At 65.3% G+C, this 14,191-nt stretch carries 13 protein-coding genes; 2 read left to right on the top strand and 11 right to left on the bottom strand.

Features of this window, described 5'->3' with window-relative positions:
- Positions 1–181: 181 nt before the first annotated feature.
- The 7 genes from CT676_RS10575 to flgB all read right to left on the bottom strand — a co-directional run bounded on the left by CT676_RS10575 (position 182) and on the right by flgB (position 6,483).
- Positions 182–2,764: a PAS domain-containing protein gene (locus tag CT676_RS10575; RefSeq protein WP_135214600.1), complete on the bottom strand. Its 2,583-nt coding sequence runs from the start codon at positions 2,762–2,764 to the stop codon at positions 182–184.
- A gap of 154 nt (positions 2,765–2,918) precedes the next feature.
- Positions 2,919–3,998: a flagellar biosynthesis protein FlhB gene (gene flhB / locus CT676_RS10570; RefSeq protein WP_135214599.1), complete on the bottom strand. Its 1,080-nt coding sequence runs from the start codon at positions 3,996–3,998 to the stop codon at positions 2,919–2,921.
- A 7-nt stretch (positions 3,999–4,005) separates the two neighbouring features.
- Positions 4,006–4,776 (bottom strand): flagellar biosynthetic protein FliR, encoded by a 771-nt coding sequence (fliR, locus tag CT676_RS10565; protein ID WP_028148497.1) that lies wholly within the window; start codon positions 4,774–4,776, stop codon positions 4,006–4,008.
- A gap of 17 nt (positions 4,777–4,793) precedes the next feature.
- Positions 4,794–5,057 (bottom strand): flagellar biosynthesis protein FliQ, encoded by a 264-nt coding sequence (fliQ, locus tag CT676_RS10560; RefSeq protein WP_014494021.1) that lies wholly within the window; start codon positions 5,055–5,057, stop codon positions 4,794–4,796.
- Positions 5,058–5,230: 173 nt separating this feature from the next.
- On the bottom strand, positions 5,231–5,539 hold the full coding sequence (gene fliE / locus CT676_RS10555; RefSeq protein ID WP_135214598.1) for a flagellar hook-basal body complex protein FliE: 309 nt from the start codon (positions 5,537–5,539) through the stop codon (positions 5,231–5,233).
- Between the two features lie 16 nt (positions 5,540–5,555).
- A complete protein-coding gene (flgC, locus tag CT676_RS10550) occupies positions 5,556–5,981 on the bottom strand; it encodes a flagellar basal body rod protein FlgC (RefSeq protein ID WP_028148498.1) in 426 nt (141 codons plus the stop codon).
- 97 nt (positions 5,982–6,078) lie between these two features.
- Positions 6,079–6,483, bottom strand: coding sequence for a flagellar basal body rod protein FlgB (gene flgB / locus CT676_RS10545; protein ID WP_063982288.1), 405 nt, complete (start codon positions 6,481–6,483; stop codon positions 6,079–6,081).
- Between the two features lie 349 nt (positions 6,484–6,832).
- Here flgB and CT676_RS10540 point away from each other — a divergent pair, with 349 nt between their 5' ends.
- Positions 6,833–7,813 carry a flagellar biosynthetic protein FliO gene (locus CT676_RS10540; protein ID WP_135214597.1) on the top strand — a complete coding sequence of 327 codons (981 nt, stop codon included), beginning with the start codon at positions 6,833–6,835 and terminating at the stop codon, positions 7,811–7,813.
- Positions 7,810–8,565: a flagellar type III secretion system pore protein FliP gene (gene fliP, locus CT676_RS10535; RefSeq protein WP_063982286.1), complete on the top strand. Its 756-nt coding sequence runs from the start codon at positions 7,810–7,812 to the stop codon at positions 8,563–8,565. The genes CT676_RS10540 and fliP overlap by 4 nt, the downstream gene beginning before the upstream one ends.
- Positions 8,566–8,727: 162 nt before the next feature.
- On the opposite strand, the gene CT676_RS10530 is transcribed toward fliP, so the two are convergent.
- The 4 genes from CT676_RS10530 to CT676_RS10515 form a co-directional block, all read right to left on the bottom strand.
- Positions 8,728–8,964 carry a hypothetical protein gene (locus tag CT676_RS10530; protein ID WP_028148501.1) on the bottom strand — a complete coding sequence of 79 codons (237 nt, stop codon included), beginning with the start codon at positions 8,962–8,964 and terminating at the stop codon, positions 8,728–8,730.
- Positions 8,965–9,045: 81 nt separating this feature from the next.
- Positions 9,046–12,828 (bottom strand): tetratricopeptide repeat protein, encoded by a 3,783-nt coding sequence (locus tag CT676_RS10525; RefSeq protein ID WP_135214596.1) that lies wholly within the window; start codon positions 12,826–12,828, stop codon positions 9,046–9,048.
- A gap of 232 nt (positions 12,829–13,060) precedes the next feature.
- Entirely contained in the window at positions 13,061–13,255 is a 195-nt protein-coding gene (locus tag CT676_RS10520) for a hypothetical protein (RefSeq protein ID WP_135214595.1), read from the bottom strand.
- Between the two features lie 36 nt (positions 13,256–13,291).
- On the bottom strand, positions 13,292–14,104 hold the full coding sequence (locus tag CT676_RS10515) for a tetratricopeptide repeat protein (RefSeq protein ID WP_244623137.1): 813 nt from the start codon (positions 14,102–14,104) through the stop codon (positions 13,292–13,294).
- Positions 14,105–14,191: the final 87 nt, after the last annotated feature.

Below are 14,191 nucleotides of genomic sequence, written 5' to 3'. Positions count from 1 at the left end.
TTCGGAACTTATGGCTGCGGCCCTCAGTCGCGGGGATGTGGCAAAAGCCCATATTTGGCGGGGGTTTGGCCGGGGAGCCAGAGGAATTGCGGTCGCGGGTTACCGGCGGGTTTACGACAGGAATGCCGCTTTTTCCTCGTCGTTTCGAGGAACTCTCGCAAATCGACAGTGGTCGTCGCCGTCATCCCGCCTTTGCCATCGTCTCCTTTACGGCCGCCACGAGCTGGCTGAGCGTGAACGGCTTTGGCAGGAAGTCGAATTGCTGGCCTTCCGGCAGGCTCTTCTCGAAGGCGTCCTCGGCGTAGCCGGAGACGAAGATGAACTTGATGTCGGGATTCTTCTCGCGCATCGCCTTCAGCAGCGTCGGGCCGTCCATCTCAGGCATCACGACGTCGGAGACGACGAGATCGATCGCACCGCTTTGCTCCTCAAGGACCTCCATGGCCTCGACGCCGTTCTCGGCCTCCACCACGGTGTAGCCGCGCGAGCGCAGGCCGCGTGCGTTCAGCGCGCGCAGGCCCTCTTCGTCCTCGACGAGAAGAATGGTGCCCTGTCCGGTGAGATCGGTGCGCGGCTTGGCCTCCGCCGCCGCAGGCGCGGTCTCCTTCGCGGCGCCATTGGCCGCGCCGACCACTGCTGCGGGCTGCTCCTGCACCTCCGGCTCGGCGTGATGGCGCGGCAGGAAGATATGGAACGAAGTCCCCTGCCCCGGTTCCGAGTCCACGTAAATGAAGCCGCCGGTCTGCTTGACGATGCCGTAGACGGTGGAGAGCCCGAGGCCGGTGCCCTTGCCCACTTCCTTGGTCGAGAAGAACGGCTCGAAAATCTTGTCGCGGATATCGGCGGGGATGCCGGTGCCGGTGTCGGCGACCTCGATCCGCACATAGTCCGCAGCCGGCATGCCCTTGTAGGCGAGCTTGGCCGCTTCTTCCGCCGTGACGTTGGCGGTGCGGATGATCAGCTTGCCGCCGTCGGGCATGGCGTCGCGCGCGTTCACCGCGAGGTTGACGATCACCTGTTCGAACTGGGAGACGTCGACCTTCACCGGCCAGAGATCGCGGCCGTGGATGGTCTCCTGCTTGACCTTCTCGCCGATCAGCCGGCGCAGCAGCATGGCGAGATCGGACAGCGCATCGCCGAGGTCGAGCACCTGCGGCCGCAGCGTCTGCCGCCGCGAGAACGCCAGCAACTGCCGCACCAGCGTCGCGGCGCGCGTCGCGTTCTGCTTGATCTGCATGATGTCCTGGAACGACGGATCGGTCGGCTTGTGCGCGTTCAGCAGGAAGTCGTTCGCCATCATGATGGCGGAGAGCACGTTGTTGAAGTCGTGGGCGATGCCGCCGGCGAGCTGGCCGACCGTCTCCATCTTCTGCGACTGGTTGATCTGGTTCTCCAGCGCGCGCCGCTCGGTGGTCTCGAGCATGTGCACGATGGCGGCTTCGGCGTCGTTCTCGGCGGCATCCACCGGCGTGACGAAGAACTGGCCCCAGCGCTCCTTGGTTCCTTCGAGCGCCACCTCGACCGGCGCGACGTCGGCCTGGCCCTCCGCGGCCTGGTTGATGGCCGTGATCAAAAGGTGCCGGTCGCGCGAATTGACCGCGCGGAAGATCGACTTGCTGGCGCTGTCGAGCCCGAGGGCCTGCCCGAGCTTGGCGTAGCGCGCGTTAGCGCGCACGACGTTGCCGCCGCGGTCGACGGTCGCGATCGCCATTGGCGTGTGGTCGAAGAAGCGCATGAAGCGCACTTCGGCGGCGCGGTCGGGATCGCTGCGCTCGTCGCGGGCGCGGCTGATGACGAGCGTGCGCGACGGCCCCGGCGCGCCGTCGGCGCCGAAGGCGAGCTTGTGATAGAGCCGCACCGGCATGGTCTTACCGGTGCGCATGCGCAGGTCGATGTCGAAGACTTCCGTCTTCACCTCACCCGGCACCGCAACGATCGCGGTGAGCAGCGAGGCGCCATCGCCGGAGACGATGTCGGTGAGCTTCAGCCCGCCCGAGCCGATCTCGGCGAGATCGTAATCGAGCCAGTTCGCCAGCGTCGCGTTGACATAGGCGAGCTCGCCGGCCGGATTGACCGAAAAGAAGCCGCAGGGCGCGTGATCGAGATATTCGATCGCGTGCTGGAGTTCCTGGAACACGTCCTCCTGGCGTTCGCGGTCGCGGGTAATGTCGGCGATCGACCACACCGCGTATTTCGCCTCGCGCTTCCCGGTGCCGAGCGGGCGCACCCGCATGCGCAGCCAGCGGCCCTGGCTGCCGTCATGGCCGGAGATGCGCACCTCTTCCTGCTGCCGTTTTCCTTCGCGCGCGGCCTTGAGCAGGCGGAACACGGCTTCGGAGACGTCGGGGTTGCCGATGAAGACGCGCTCCACGGGCCGCACCTCCTGCGGTCCGCTGGCACCGGTGAGCGTCAGATAGGCGGCATTGGAATAGACCACGTGGCCGCGGGGATCGGTCACGGCCAGGCCGTCGAAGGCGTGGTCGGCAATGCGCCCCATCACGGGATCGTCGAGACTACGGTCGACGAAGCGGATGATGCCGGCGGCGAAGGCGAACAGGTTGAACAAGCCGACCATCGCCAGCACGGCGAGGATGCCGAGGATATAGGGCTGCGCCTGCGCGCGCCCGAGCGTCATCAGCCCGACGGCGACGGCGACGAGGCCGGCGGCCACCAGCAGCACCAGCGCAATGCTGCCCGATCGCGGCGACGGCTCGTGCGCCGCAACGGGCTCGCGTGTGAGGTCGTGGTCGGTCTCGGCAGTCATTTCAAGCTGGCACAGCCTGTCGGCAGAGAATCAACGCGCTACGGGGCGCGTGGGGTCCTCCCTGCCTGAATCGGACCCGCAGGCGCAAGGGCAGCAAGGGCGAAAGGTACGCTGATTCCCAGATTACGGCCATTTCCGGTACTTTTCGGGCATTTTATCCGCGTCCGGCACCGAATCCGTGTTTCAGCCGCATGACGTAACCGATGACCTCGGCGACCGCATGGTAGTGCTCGGTCGGGATTTCCTGGTCGATTTCGACGGTGGCGTAGAGCGCACGGGCGAGCGGCACGTTCTCGACGATCGGGATGTCGTGCTCGCGCGCGATCTCCCGGATCTTGAAGGCGAGGTTGTCGACGCCCTTGGCGACGCAGATCGGCGCAGACATGCCGCGCTCGTAGGACAGCGCAATCGAATAGTGGGTCGGATTGGTGATGATCACGGAGGCCTTGGGAACCGCCGCCATCATGCGCTTCTTGGAGCGCTGCTGGCGCAATTGCCGGAGCTTGCCCTTGATGTGCGGGTCGCCTTCGGACTGCTTGAACTCTTCCTTGATCTCCTGGAGCGACATCTTCTGCCGCTGGAACCAACTGCGATACTGGAAGAAATAGTCGCCAATGGCGATGATCGCGAGCGCCGCGACCACTGCGCCGAGCAGATGAATGGTCAGGCTGGTGCTGGCGCCCAGCATGGCGGCCGGATCGAGCCTGACCATCGCCTCCATGCGATGGCGCTCCGGCCACAGGACCACGGTCATGACCGCGCCGAGCACGATCAGCTTGCCGAGCCCCTTGAGGAAGTTCGCGGCCGCCTGCTTGCCGAAGATGCGCTTGAGGCCCTCGGCCGGCGACAGTTTGCTGAATTTGGGTTTCAGGGATTCGGCCGACCAGACCAGGCGGTGCTGGAGCACGTTGCCGGCAATCGCCGCCAGCACCAGCATCAGCAGGGGCACGCCGATCGCTGCGAGCACGGCGACCTCGATCTGCTGCATCAGCGCGAGCAGAGCCCTGCCGTCGGTCTTGATCATCCAGGAATTGGCAAGCAGGTTGCGCATCGGCGTCACCAGCCCGCTGCCCACCGAGCCCGAGAAGGTGGAGACCACGAGCGTGCCGCCCGCGATCATGAACCAGGTGTTGATCTCCTGGCTCTTGGCGACGTCGCCGCGTTCGAGCGCCTCTTCGAGACGCTTTTGTGTCGGGTCTTCTGTTTGACTGTCGGGATCGTTGTCGTCTGCCATCGATCACCTATTTAAGCGGCATCATCTGGTGCATAACACCGATGAAATAGTCGAGATACGTGCCCATCATCGCGGTGAGCACCACGGCGAGCACCAGGAAGCCCACGAAGATCGACAGCGGCACGCCGACGAAATAGACCTGCATCTGCGGCATCAGCCGCGCCAGCACGCCGAGCCCGATATTGAAGACGAGGCCGAACACAAGGAACGGTCCGGAAAGTTGCAAGCCCAGGCTGAACGCGGCGGCAAAGGCGCGCGTCGCCAGCGAAGCGACGTCGCCGCTCGATACGGTCTCGCCGGGCGCGAAGATCGTGTAGCTGTCGTTCAGCGCTGCGATCACCAGATGATGGCTGTCGGTGGCAAACAGCAGCGTCACCCCGAGCATGGTCAGGAAATTGCCGACCAGCACGCCCTGCTGTCCCTGTGTCGGATCGACCGAAGTGACGAAGCCGAGCCCCATCTGCTGCGCAATCACGGCGCCCGCGACCTGAAGCGCCGACAACGTCACGCGCGCGGTCGCCCCCAGCACGATGCCGATCACGATCTCATGCAGCATCATGACCAGCAGCGGCGCGATCGAGCCCATGTCGACGTGGTAGGCGTTGCGATGCAGCGGCAGGATGATCAGCGTGAGCAGCAGCGCGATCGCCAGCTTGATCCGCGTCGGAATGTTGGTCTCGCCCAGCCCCGGCAACAGCATCACCATCGCACCGACCCGGGCGAAGGCGAGCATGAAAGAAGCGGCGAGCGCCGGCAGCAGCGAGACGTCGATGCGCATGACGGGCGCATTGTGCCTCAGCCGCCGATGATTCGCGACGAGATCCGCATCATGTGGGAATGGAGTGCGTCGGCCATGAACGGCAGCGCCAGCAGCATCGTGGCGAAGATGGCCAGGATCTTCGGCACGTAGATCAGCGTCTGCTCCTGGATCTGCGTCAGCGCCTGGAACAGCGACACGACGACGCCGACCACGAGGCCGACCACCATCAGCGGCGACGACACGATCACGATGGTCCAGATCGCATCACGCGCGACGTCGAGGGTTTCAGGTCCGGTCATGTGCAGAATTCCTTGTTCATTTCTCGCCTCCTCACCGCTGTTCCGAGCGAAGCAAAGGCTTATCCCCGTCTTTGCGAGCGCAGCGAAGCAATCCAGACTGTCGCCAGCGGAAAGATTCAGGATTGCTTCGCTGCGCTCGCAATGACGATTGGGGCGAGCGCGAGCGCCAAAACTCAGATCGGCATCTTCATGATGTCTTCATATGCCGCGATCACGCGGTCGCGGACCGAGACCAGCGTGGACACCGCGACGTCGGTGTCGGCGACCGCCGTCACCACGTCCATTACGTTGGCCTTGCCGGCGGCCATCGCCACGGTCTGGGCGTCGGACTTGCGGCCGGACTCCATGACGCCGCCGACAGCGTCTTTCAGGAGCGACGCGAAGGACTGCCCGCTCGCTTCGCTGCCCTTGCCGGCGCCGCTGTTCTCCAGCACGCGGGCGAGGTTGGCATAAGTATTGGCTGCGATTGTCGGTGATGCCATGGCTCAAATGTCCTGTTCAGCTCTTGAGGATGTCGAGCGTGCGCTGGATCATCCGGCGCGTCGCACTGATGATGTTGAGGTTGGCCTCGTAGGACCGCTGCGCGTCGCGCATGTCGGTCATCTCGACCACCGAGTTCACGTTGGGATATTTGACGTTGCCGGTCGCGTCGGCGGCCGGATTGCTCGGTTCGTATTTGGTGCGGAAGTTCGACTGGTCCGGCTTGATCCTGCCGAGGGTGACGACCTGCGCGTCGAGCGTGCGGTCCAGCGCGGAGGAGAAGGTCGGCACCTTGCGCCGGTAGGGATCGCCACCTGATGTCTGCGAAGTCGAATCCGCGTTCGCGATGTTCTCCGAGATCACCCGCATGCGCCCGGCCTGCGCGCGCAGGCCGGAGGTCGCGATCGCCATCGAGCGGGCAAAGTCGCTGCTGTCATTCGCCATGATGCGCTTCCCTCAGCTCTTGAGCATGATCTCCGCGTAAACGCGTTCCGCGTTTGTCGCGAGGGAAAACCGCCCGCACACTTTTCCGGATCATGCTCTAGCCTTTGCCGATCGCGGTCTTGAGCAGATGCAGGCTCTTGGAATAGAGCGAGGTCGCCGCCGCGTAGTCCATCTGGTTGCTGGCGGCCTTCATCATCTCCTCCTCGAGATTGACGGCGTTGCCCGCGGGACGGGTCTCGAAACCCGCATTCCTGTTCTGGTCGAAGCCCGAGGCCGCGCCGGATGGCGTCATGTGGGAGCCGCTGGTGCGGGTGAGCGCCAGGGGGCCCATCGAGCCAGTGACGGCGCCTGATTTGTCGAGCTTCGGCTCGACCAGGTCGCGCGGCCGGAATTTGGGCGTGTCGGAATTGGAGACGTTCTCGGACAGGACGCGCTGGCGTTCCTGGTGCCACTGCATCTTGGTGCGAAGCGCCGACAGTACCGGGAGGTCGTTGATGGACATCGTTGCGGCTCCTTCCGCCTCTCGGACCAAAGGCCCGAAGCTAGGCAGAATTTGCCGCGTGTATGGTTAACAGGTGGTTAAAGGTGGCGTCGATGCATGTCCCTTGACGGAACACCAGTTTGCGCCCCCGTGATTCTACGCATCCAAAAGCGGCATTAACCCAACCGTTTGGCGGGCCATGCACAGGCCAAGAAGTCGTTTTGGATCGAGCGATTCATAGGTTATTAAGAGCTGGGGACGGCAAAACTTGCCGTGGGACGTTAAGAAATCGCAGTTTGGGGCATCCCACGCCGATGGTTGGCGCGTCTGACCATGGGCACGAGAAAAGCGCCATTTGTCGGGGACAAGTATGCAAGGCAGCCCAATCACCTTCATCGTGGCGTTCATCGTCGTTCTGGCGTTGATCGGCGTCGCCGCATGGTTGGTTCGCCGATTCGCCTCCAGCCGGCTCGGTGCCAACACCCAGCGCGGCCGAATGCCCCGGCTTGCCGTGATCGATGCCGCCGCGGTCGATGGCCGGCGCCGCCTGGTGCTGGTCCGGCGTGACAATGTCGAGCATCTTCTGATGATTGGCGGCCCCACCGACATCGTCGTCGAGCCCAATATCGTGCGCGCCGCGCCCGGCCGCGACCAGCTTCCGCAGCGTTCCAATGCCGCCGAGCCGCCGCGCCTTGCCCCGATGCCCGATACCAGCAGCTGGACCGACGAAGCTCCGCGGCCCGAACTGCTCGATCATCCCGAACCGCAAATGCCCGAGCCGCCGCCGCGGCCGCGTCCCTCCTTCGCCGACGAGGTACGCCGGCCCGCTCCCGCACTGGCCGAGCGCCGCAACGAACCGCCACTGGCGGGCTTTCCGCCCGAGCCGATCCTGCCGCCGCGCCCCGAGCGCGAGGCACGCCCCGAGCCGGTTCCGCCGCGCATCGCCCGCAGCGAGCCTCCGCTGATGCCACGTCCCCCGCGGCAGAGCGAGCCGGTGAAAGTGCCCCCGGTGCGCGCCGAGCGCGCGGCCGCGCCACCGCCTCCTCCGCCCGTGCCGCAGGCTCCGGCCGTTCCGCCGCCGGCCCCCGCTCCTGCCGCGCCCTCGAACGCCGAGCAGAATCTCGCCGAGATGGCGCAGCGGCTCGAAGCCGCGCTGCGCCGCCCCGCCGGCGAGACAGTCGCGCCTCCGGTTGCGCCCGAGCCGCCCGCGCCACCACCGCCCCGCGCCGCACGCAGCGAGCCGCCGGCCCCCCCGGCTCCGCCCGCAAAGCCGGCCGCGGAGAAGACCAGCTTTGAAAATCTCGAAGACGAGATGGCCTCGCTGCTCGGCCGTCCGAAGCCGTCTTCGTGAGGCTGCCGGCCCTCCCGCGTAGAGTTGTTTTTCTTTCTGTCCTGATCGCCGCGGCTTCGCTCGCGATGCCTGCGCATGCGCAGGACATCAGCATCAATCTCGGCGGTCAGGGGGGCGGCGTCACCGAGCGCGCGATCCAGCTCATCGCGCTGCTCACGGTGCTGTCGATCGCGCCGTCGATCCTGATCATGATGACGTCATTCACGCGCATCGTGGTCGTCTTGTCGCTGCTGCGCACCGCGATGGGCACGGCGACCGCGCCGCCGAACTCGGTGATCATCGCGCTCGCAATGTTCCTCACCTTCTTCGTGATGGGACCTGTGCTGCAGAAGTCCTACGACGAGGGCATCCGCCCGCTCGTCGCCAACCAGCTTGGCGTCGAGGACGCACTCCAGCGCGCTTCCGTCCCCTTGCGCGGCTTCATGCAGAAGAACGTGCGCGAGAAGGACCTCAAGCTGTTCCTGGATCTCTCGGGCGAGCCGCCGCCGGCCACGCCGGATGACCTCGCGCTTCGCATCCTCGTCCCCGCCTTCATGATCTCCGAGTTGAAGCGCGCCTTCGAGATCGGCTTCCTGCTGTTTCTCCCCTTCCTGATCATCGACCTCGTCGTCGCCTCCGTGCTGATGTCGATGGGCATGATGATGCTGCCGCCCGCAACGATCTCGCTGCCGTTCAAGCTGATCTTCTTCGTGCTGGTCGATGGCTGGTCGCTGGTGGCGGGAAGCCTGGTGCAGAGTTACGGGGGCGGATAGCTGCGGCTCCATCCGCCGTCATGCCCCGGCTTGACCGGGGCATCCGGTACGCCGCGGCCTTTCGATTTCATCACTGCGGTCTCTGGAATACTGGATCGCCTGATCAAGTCGGGCGATGACACCGAGAACGTGGCGTACAGTGAGACGGCGTCGACAGCGCCCCTACCCCTTCACGTCATACTGCTTGCTGAGGTGATCGCCGATCTGCACCAGCATGGCGACGCTTTCGGGGAAGCCCGGCTTATCCGTCGCGGCCTGGTCGGCATCGGCGCGGAATTCCCAGCTATCGCCGTCGCGGACGATCGAGATGACGAGGTCATCCGGACCATCGGCATGGACCTTCAATTCGGCCCGCGCCATGGCGATGAGTTCGGCTTCGGTCTTGGCAGGCTTGCTCATATCGACGCTCTCCCGGCATGAAGACGCGCAGGTTGCCGCTTCAACAGGCACCTGTCGAGAGGCCTCGTGGTAGCAGGGTTCCTACCGCGTCATCTTGATCTGCCGCACGACGGGGATCGTGGGCAGCGAGCCGGTGTGGTCGGCCTCGTCCTTGGCTTGCGGCGAGGCCGGCGCGCGGGCGGTTGCGTCGGGGAAGCGCTGCTTCATCTCGCGCAGGAAGCCGTCGAGCGTGTCGACGCTGGCAGCGAGCTTGGCGATCTCGGCGAATTCGGCGCTGGAGGACGCTGCCGGCTTGCTCGCGATGTCGAAGGCGACCCGGTCCGCACTCTCGCTCATCAGCGGCGCATATTTCTCGCGGAAGCGCGACAGGCCGATCGAATCGTCGGCAAGCGCATAGCCGACGGCAGCGCGGATGATGTCGCTCTTCTCCACCGCGTTGAGCGGCTTGAAGTCGCGGAAGCGGTCGCCGTAATAGAGCTCGATCTGCTCGGCGGATTCGCGCCAGCGCCGCGCCGCCCAGAAGATGTCGGAGCGCAGGCGGAGCACCTCGCGTCCGGAAACGTTGGAGACGATGTCGAGCGCGAGATCGTGGCGGCCGACGTCGCTTTGCGCGCGCGCCTCCAGCAGCAGCCGCTGCTGCCGCAGCTCGCCAGAGAGATCGCTGATACGGCTCGCGCGCAGCGCCGAGATCGCCATGTCGGGCTTGCGGTTGGCGAGGTAGATCATGGACAGGCGCGCGGCGACCTGGGCGCGGGCTGCGCCTTCGAGGCGATGGTCGACCTGGTACTGCAACAGCTCGGCGGCCTGGTCGAGCAGGTCGATCGAGGCGAGACGGTCGGCAAGGCGGCGGATCAGCTCGTCGCCGCGGCGGCCGATCGGCGTCAGCTCGCGGAACTCGTAGAACATCCCGAGCGCCTCGACCGGCGGCAGCTCGTCGCCCTTGGGCCCCAGGAAGATCTGCGTGAACAGGTCGGAGGCGAGGTCCTGCGCCTGACGCGAGGCCTCGGCGTTCGGCTGGAGCCTTGTCGCGGTGCGCGCCGCCCTGAGCGCGTCCCGGTAGCGCCCGTTCTCGGCATACATCTGCGACAGCATCTGGAGCGTCTTGACCTCGATCGAGTCGCCCCGCCAGGTCATCGACAGCGTCTCGAGCTCACGCAGCGCGTCTTCCTTGCTGATCTCGTCGCGCTTCTGCCGCAGCGCCACTTCGAGCTGCTTGGCCTCGGCCGCCGCCTGACGATCGTTCGAGGCAACCGCGAATTTGTAGTCGTCGAGCGCGTCCTTGTCGTGGCCGAGCGCCTCGGCGAGCCGGCCGCGCAGCACGGCGAAGCCGGGCGCCGCCTCTGGCGATATGCCGACCACCTCGATCTCGCTGCGGCGCTTGGAGGCACCGGCATAATCCTTCACCTCGAGCGAGGCGCGCATCGCCTCCATCGTCACGATGCGCTGGAGGTCGATCGGCAGCGAGGCGATGGCGAATTCGACGTTCTTGAACTTCTCGCGCGCATCCGCCCACTTGCCCTGGCGCGCATAGGCGAGCGCCTTCCAGAGTTGGGAATCGTGGCTGTTGCCGATCACGGGATTGGCGAGGTCCTTCAAGCCCTGCGCCGGCCGGCCGATCAAGATGTTCGCGATCGCATGCATGATCAGCGCGCCGCTCTCCTCCTTGTTGAGGGGATCGGCCAGCATCAGGTCGGTCACCGACTTGGCTTCGTGGTACATGGCGCGCGACATGTAGAACTGCGCGAGATCGAGCCGCGGCAGCGAGCGCTGCGCCGGCTCGACGGCCGCGATCGCCGTGATCAGACTGCCCTGGCGCGTCCAGAAATCCTCCGACTGGCCCTTGCGCCAGCCTTCCGGACTGAAGACCGGCCGCACCGCGGTCGGCGCGCGCTCGGCGGAGATATCGACCGGCGACAGCGTCAGTCCGCCCTTCTTGCCGAGAATGACCTTGTCGGATCCGACCTCGACGCCGACCTCGTCGGAGTTCGGCCGGATCGCGATGCCGTGCGCGGATTCCAGCAGCGAGAGATCGACGAGATCCTGCCGCTTGATGAAGCCGCGCACCGGCCGCTGCCCGGTGACGACATAGAGCGTGTCGCCGGCGTCGGGATCGGTCAGCTTGTGCAACAGGCCCGGATTGGCGAAGGGGATCGCGATATTGGCGAGTGCGGGGTCGGTGATGTTGCGCGACATCATCAGCGGCAGCGGCGTCGCCTGGATCTTGTCGGCGAGCGTTAGGAGCCAATTGGTCTCCTTGCCGACCTCCTCGCTCGTCAGCGAGTAGACCAGCGGCCGGGTGAGACGGATGCGGACCGCCTGCCCCTTGTCGAGCGGCATGCGGCTGACCTCGCCGATCATCGCACCGCCCCGACTGCGGATCGCCTCGACGTCGATCGGCTTCGGCGTATCGAACACCAGCCACACCGTATCACCGCGGCGGAACGCCGCCGCAGGCGTTGCCACCTGAAACGGGAAGATCACGCGCAAGCCATCGCTGTCGCGGCGGACATCGACGCTGGCCACGGTGGGCTGCGGCGCGGCCGGCGCCTCGGCAGGTGCGGCCTTGACGTTGTCCTTGACCGGCTCTTTCGCAGCCTCCTTCACGACCTCCTTGGGCGCTTCGGACACCGCGGGCTTGGCGGGCGCGACCGCAGCTTCCGTTGCCGGCGCCGCAGGCTTCGACAGGTCCTTGGGCGGTTCCGCGGCGTGCGGTGCTTCCGCCGCGGGAGCCGGCGCGGGCTTCGGTGCCTCGACCGACGGCATCGCCGCCGGAGCTTCCGGCTTCACCTCGGGCTTCGCTTCGATCCTGGCTTCGATCCCGGCTTCGATCCTGGCTTCGATCTTGGCTTCGATCTTGGCTTCGCGCGCGATCGTCTCGGACGTCGGCGGCGCGATCTCGCGATGGACCTCCTTCGGCTTCTCGGCCGCCGGCTTTTCCGAAGCCGGTCCATGGCTTTGGGCCACAGGCTTCGCCTGCGCGATCACCGCCTCAGCCGTCGCGGCGGTCTTGCCCTTGTCGGGTTGGAAGGAGATGTCGACGACGTAATTCTTCTCGTCGCGGAAGGAGTGCACGTCCGAATCGCCGATCAGCGCGATCTCGACACTGGTCTGGTCGATGTCGGACTTCTGCTTGATCGAGGCGACGTTCGGGGGCGCGGCGACGACGGCGTCCGCCAGATCGAAATTGAGGCCGGCATTGAACGCCAGCGTCAGCTTCTGCTCGTTGAGCACGGAGGACACGCCGACGCCGTCGGGCATCTCGAACACGAAGCGCACGAAAGTCGGCTGCACCGAGGCGCGCACGCGGATCTGCGGACGCTTCTTGGTCTCTGCCACGGCGCGCTGGGCGCGCAAGGCACGTTCGGCGACACGCGCACGCTCGGCCAGTTCCTTGACCACGTCCATGGGCAGGCTTGGCGGCGGCCCCTTCCAGCCCTCCGGCAAGAGGTCGATGAATGTGCGCTCGCCGGCATTCATGGTGTTGACGGTGACGCGCCGCGCCAGCGACAGGCGGATGGCGCTGCCGTCGGGATCGCGGCGGGCAGAATTAACGTAGTCGGGCGCACCTTCCGGAACGCGATCGACGGGAACGTCGACCGCCCGGTCGAAGCGAATGATGAGAATGGAGCCGGCCGTCGTCACCTCGGAGGGAACGTCCTCGCCGAGCTTGATCACCAGACGGGCAAAGCCGCCACCGGCCGAGAAAGTCGCCTCGCCCCGGACCACATCGGCGGCGCGGGCGGGCGCACCAAGGCCGATAAGCAGGCAGGCCGCCAACACGGGCGCCTTGCGGACATGGCGCGACAACCCCCGCGCCAAAGCGCCGGCTCGCGACATAAATCCAGCGGCAGCTTTCTGCGCCATTGGCGGCGTTTCTTCCAATTCGGCGGTCCATGCCGGCACTGGCGCCGGCCCGTGCCGTCGACTGTAGGTTTTGCCAATTAAGGACTTGTTAATGCTGTAATGACGAATTCACCCGGCACAGTGCGTCGCGACGCCTGCTTGCGGGCTCGGGCGTTCGTGCTTCGAAATCTGGGGAGCAAGTGGTTAAGGAGGTGTTAACACCCCCTTCGTCCGCACCCGTCAGGAATGCCAATCAAACCCCGCGATTGGCCGGCAAGGCATTCAACTTGCCTCGCGCTTCGCGAATTGACTGCAAGGTCAATCGCTTTTCCGAGATTCGGCTCTCGATGTACTCACGCTCGAGATCGGTCAGCTGTGTGTTCAACAACCGCTGATAGCGACGAATGCTATCGTCGTGAGCTTGAATGAGCGCGAACCTTGCATCCATATTCACCTCCGATTCGTTCCGCCTCACCGGGCCAACTCAGTCGTAATCGACGCCATAACGCGCGAACTCGTCGCCGATGTTCTTCTGAATTGTCCTTGCAGTCGAAATGTCAGATTTTCCGCCGATCGCATCGCCTTGCTTCAGCTTGGCAAGCCCGCGACCAAAAAGCGCGCTCGCCAGTTCGGGGGCGACTCGCAAGGCAGCATTGTAGTCATCGATCGCCGCACCGAACTCACCCATCTTCAGGTGGATCAGCCCACGCGAGTCGTACACGGCAGCGCTGGTCGATCCCGACTGAAGCGCTCTGTCGCAATCCGCCAGCGCTTCTCGCGAGGCACCGAGAACCGCCCTGGTCCAACATCGTCCACTCCATGCCGCCCGCGAGGCGGGCTGGAGACGGATTGCCTCGTCGTAATCATGCGCCGCGCGCTGGTGGTCGTTCTTCTTCAGGTAGGCTCCGGCGCGGTTGACGAAGGCAGCGCCATAGCCGGGATCGAGCTTGATCGCATCATCAAAGGCTTCGATCGCGAGCTCATATTCACGTCTCCTCAAGTGAGCCACGCCGCGGTTGTTGAAGGCCTTTGCGTATGTCGGATTGAGTGCGATCGACTGATCGAAGTCGCTGATGGCGCTGTCGTAGTCGCCCTTTGCCGTGTAGGCGTTGCCGCGATTGTTATACGCGATTGCCAGAGCTGCCGACGAATCTGGACGCGCCTGTATGAAAGTCGTGCAGGCACCGATCCGGGCATCGAGCGAGGTGGTACCCGTCCCGTTGCACAGTTCGATATTGCTGAGATAGCTGTCCTTCACGCTGGAGTTCTGGGCCACGACCGGCAAGCCGACCAGCATCAGGACGACAAGCGCCAGTCCGCCTTCGGCAACGGAGGATCCTGGTTTCATGTCAGGCTCCCGATCTTCTGAGATCTGGCGATTGCA

The organism is Bradyrhizobium sp. MOS001 (assembly GCF_004634465.1).
GTDB classification, from domain to species: Bacteria; Pseudomonadota; Alphaproteobacteria; order Rhizobiales; family Xanthobacteraceae; genus Bradyrhizobium; species Bradyrhizobium barranii.
Note: the sequence above shows the minus strand (reverse complement) of the source record. Positions and strands in the feature narration are given on the sequence as shown.

Bases quoted from the DNA above. Each gene is read 5' to 3' on its own strand.
- CT676_RS10575 (WP_135214600.1), bottom strand. From the start codon at position 2,764: ATGACTGCCGAGACCGACCACGACCTCACACGCGAGCCCGTTGCGGCG.
- flhB (WP_135214599.1), bottom strand. From the start codon at position 3,998: ATGGCAGACGACAACGATCCCGACAGTCAAACAGAAGACCCGACACAA.
- fliR (WP_028148497.1), bottom strand. From the start codon at position 4,776: ATGCGCATCGACGTCTCGCTGCTGCCGGCGCTCGCCGCTTCTTTCATG.
- fliQ (WP_014494021.1), bottom strand. From the start codon at position 5,057: ATGACCGGACCTGAAACCCTCGACGTCGCGCGTGATGCGATCTGGACC.
- fliE (WP_135214598.1), bottom strand. From the start codon at position 5,539: ATGGCATCACCGACAATCGCAGCCAATACTTATGCCAACCTCGCCCGC.
- flgC (WP_028148498.1), bottom strand. From the start codon at position 5,981: ATGGCGAATGACAGCAGCGACTTTGCCCGCTCGATGGCGATCGCGACC.
- flgB (WP_063982288.1), bottom strand. From the start codon at position 6,483: ATGTCCATCAACGACCTCCCGGTACTGTCGGCGCTTCGCACCAAGATG.
- CT676_RS10540 (WP_135214597.1), top strand. From the start codon at position 6,833: ATGCAAGGCAGCCCAATCACCTTCATCGTGGCGTTCATCGTCGTTCTG.
- CT676_RS10530 (WP_028148501.1), bottom strand. From the start codon at position 8,964: ATGAGCAAGCCTGCCAAGACCGAAGCCGAACTCATCGCCATGGCGCGG.
- CT676_RS10525 (WP_135214596.1), bottom strand. From the start codon at position 12,828: ATGGCGCAGAAAGCTGCCGCTGGATTTATGTCGCGAGCCGGCGCTTTG.
- CT676_RS10520 (WP_135214595.1), bottom strand. From the start codon at position 13,255: ATGGATGCAAGGTTCGCGCTCATTCAAGCTCACGACGATAGCATTCGT.
- CT676_RS10515 (WP_244623137.1), bottom strand. From the start codon at position 14,104: ATGCTGGTCGGCTTGCCGGTCGTGGCCCAGAACTCCAGCGTGAAGGAC.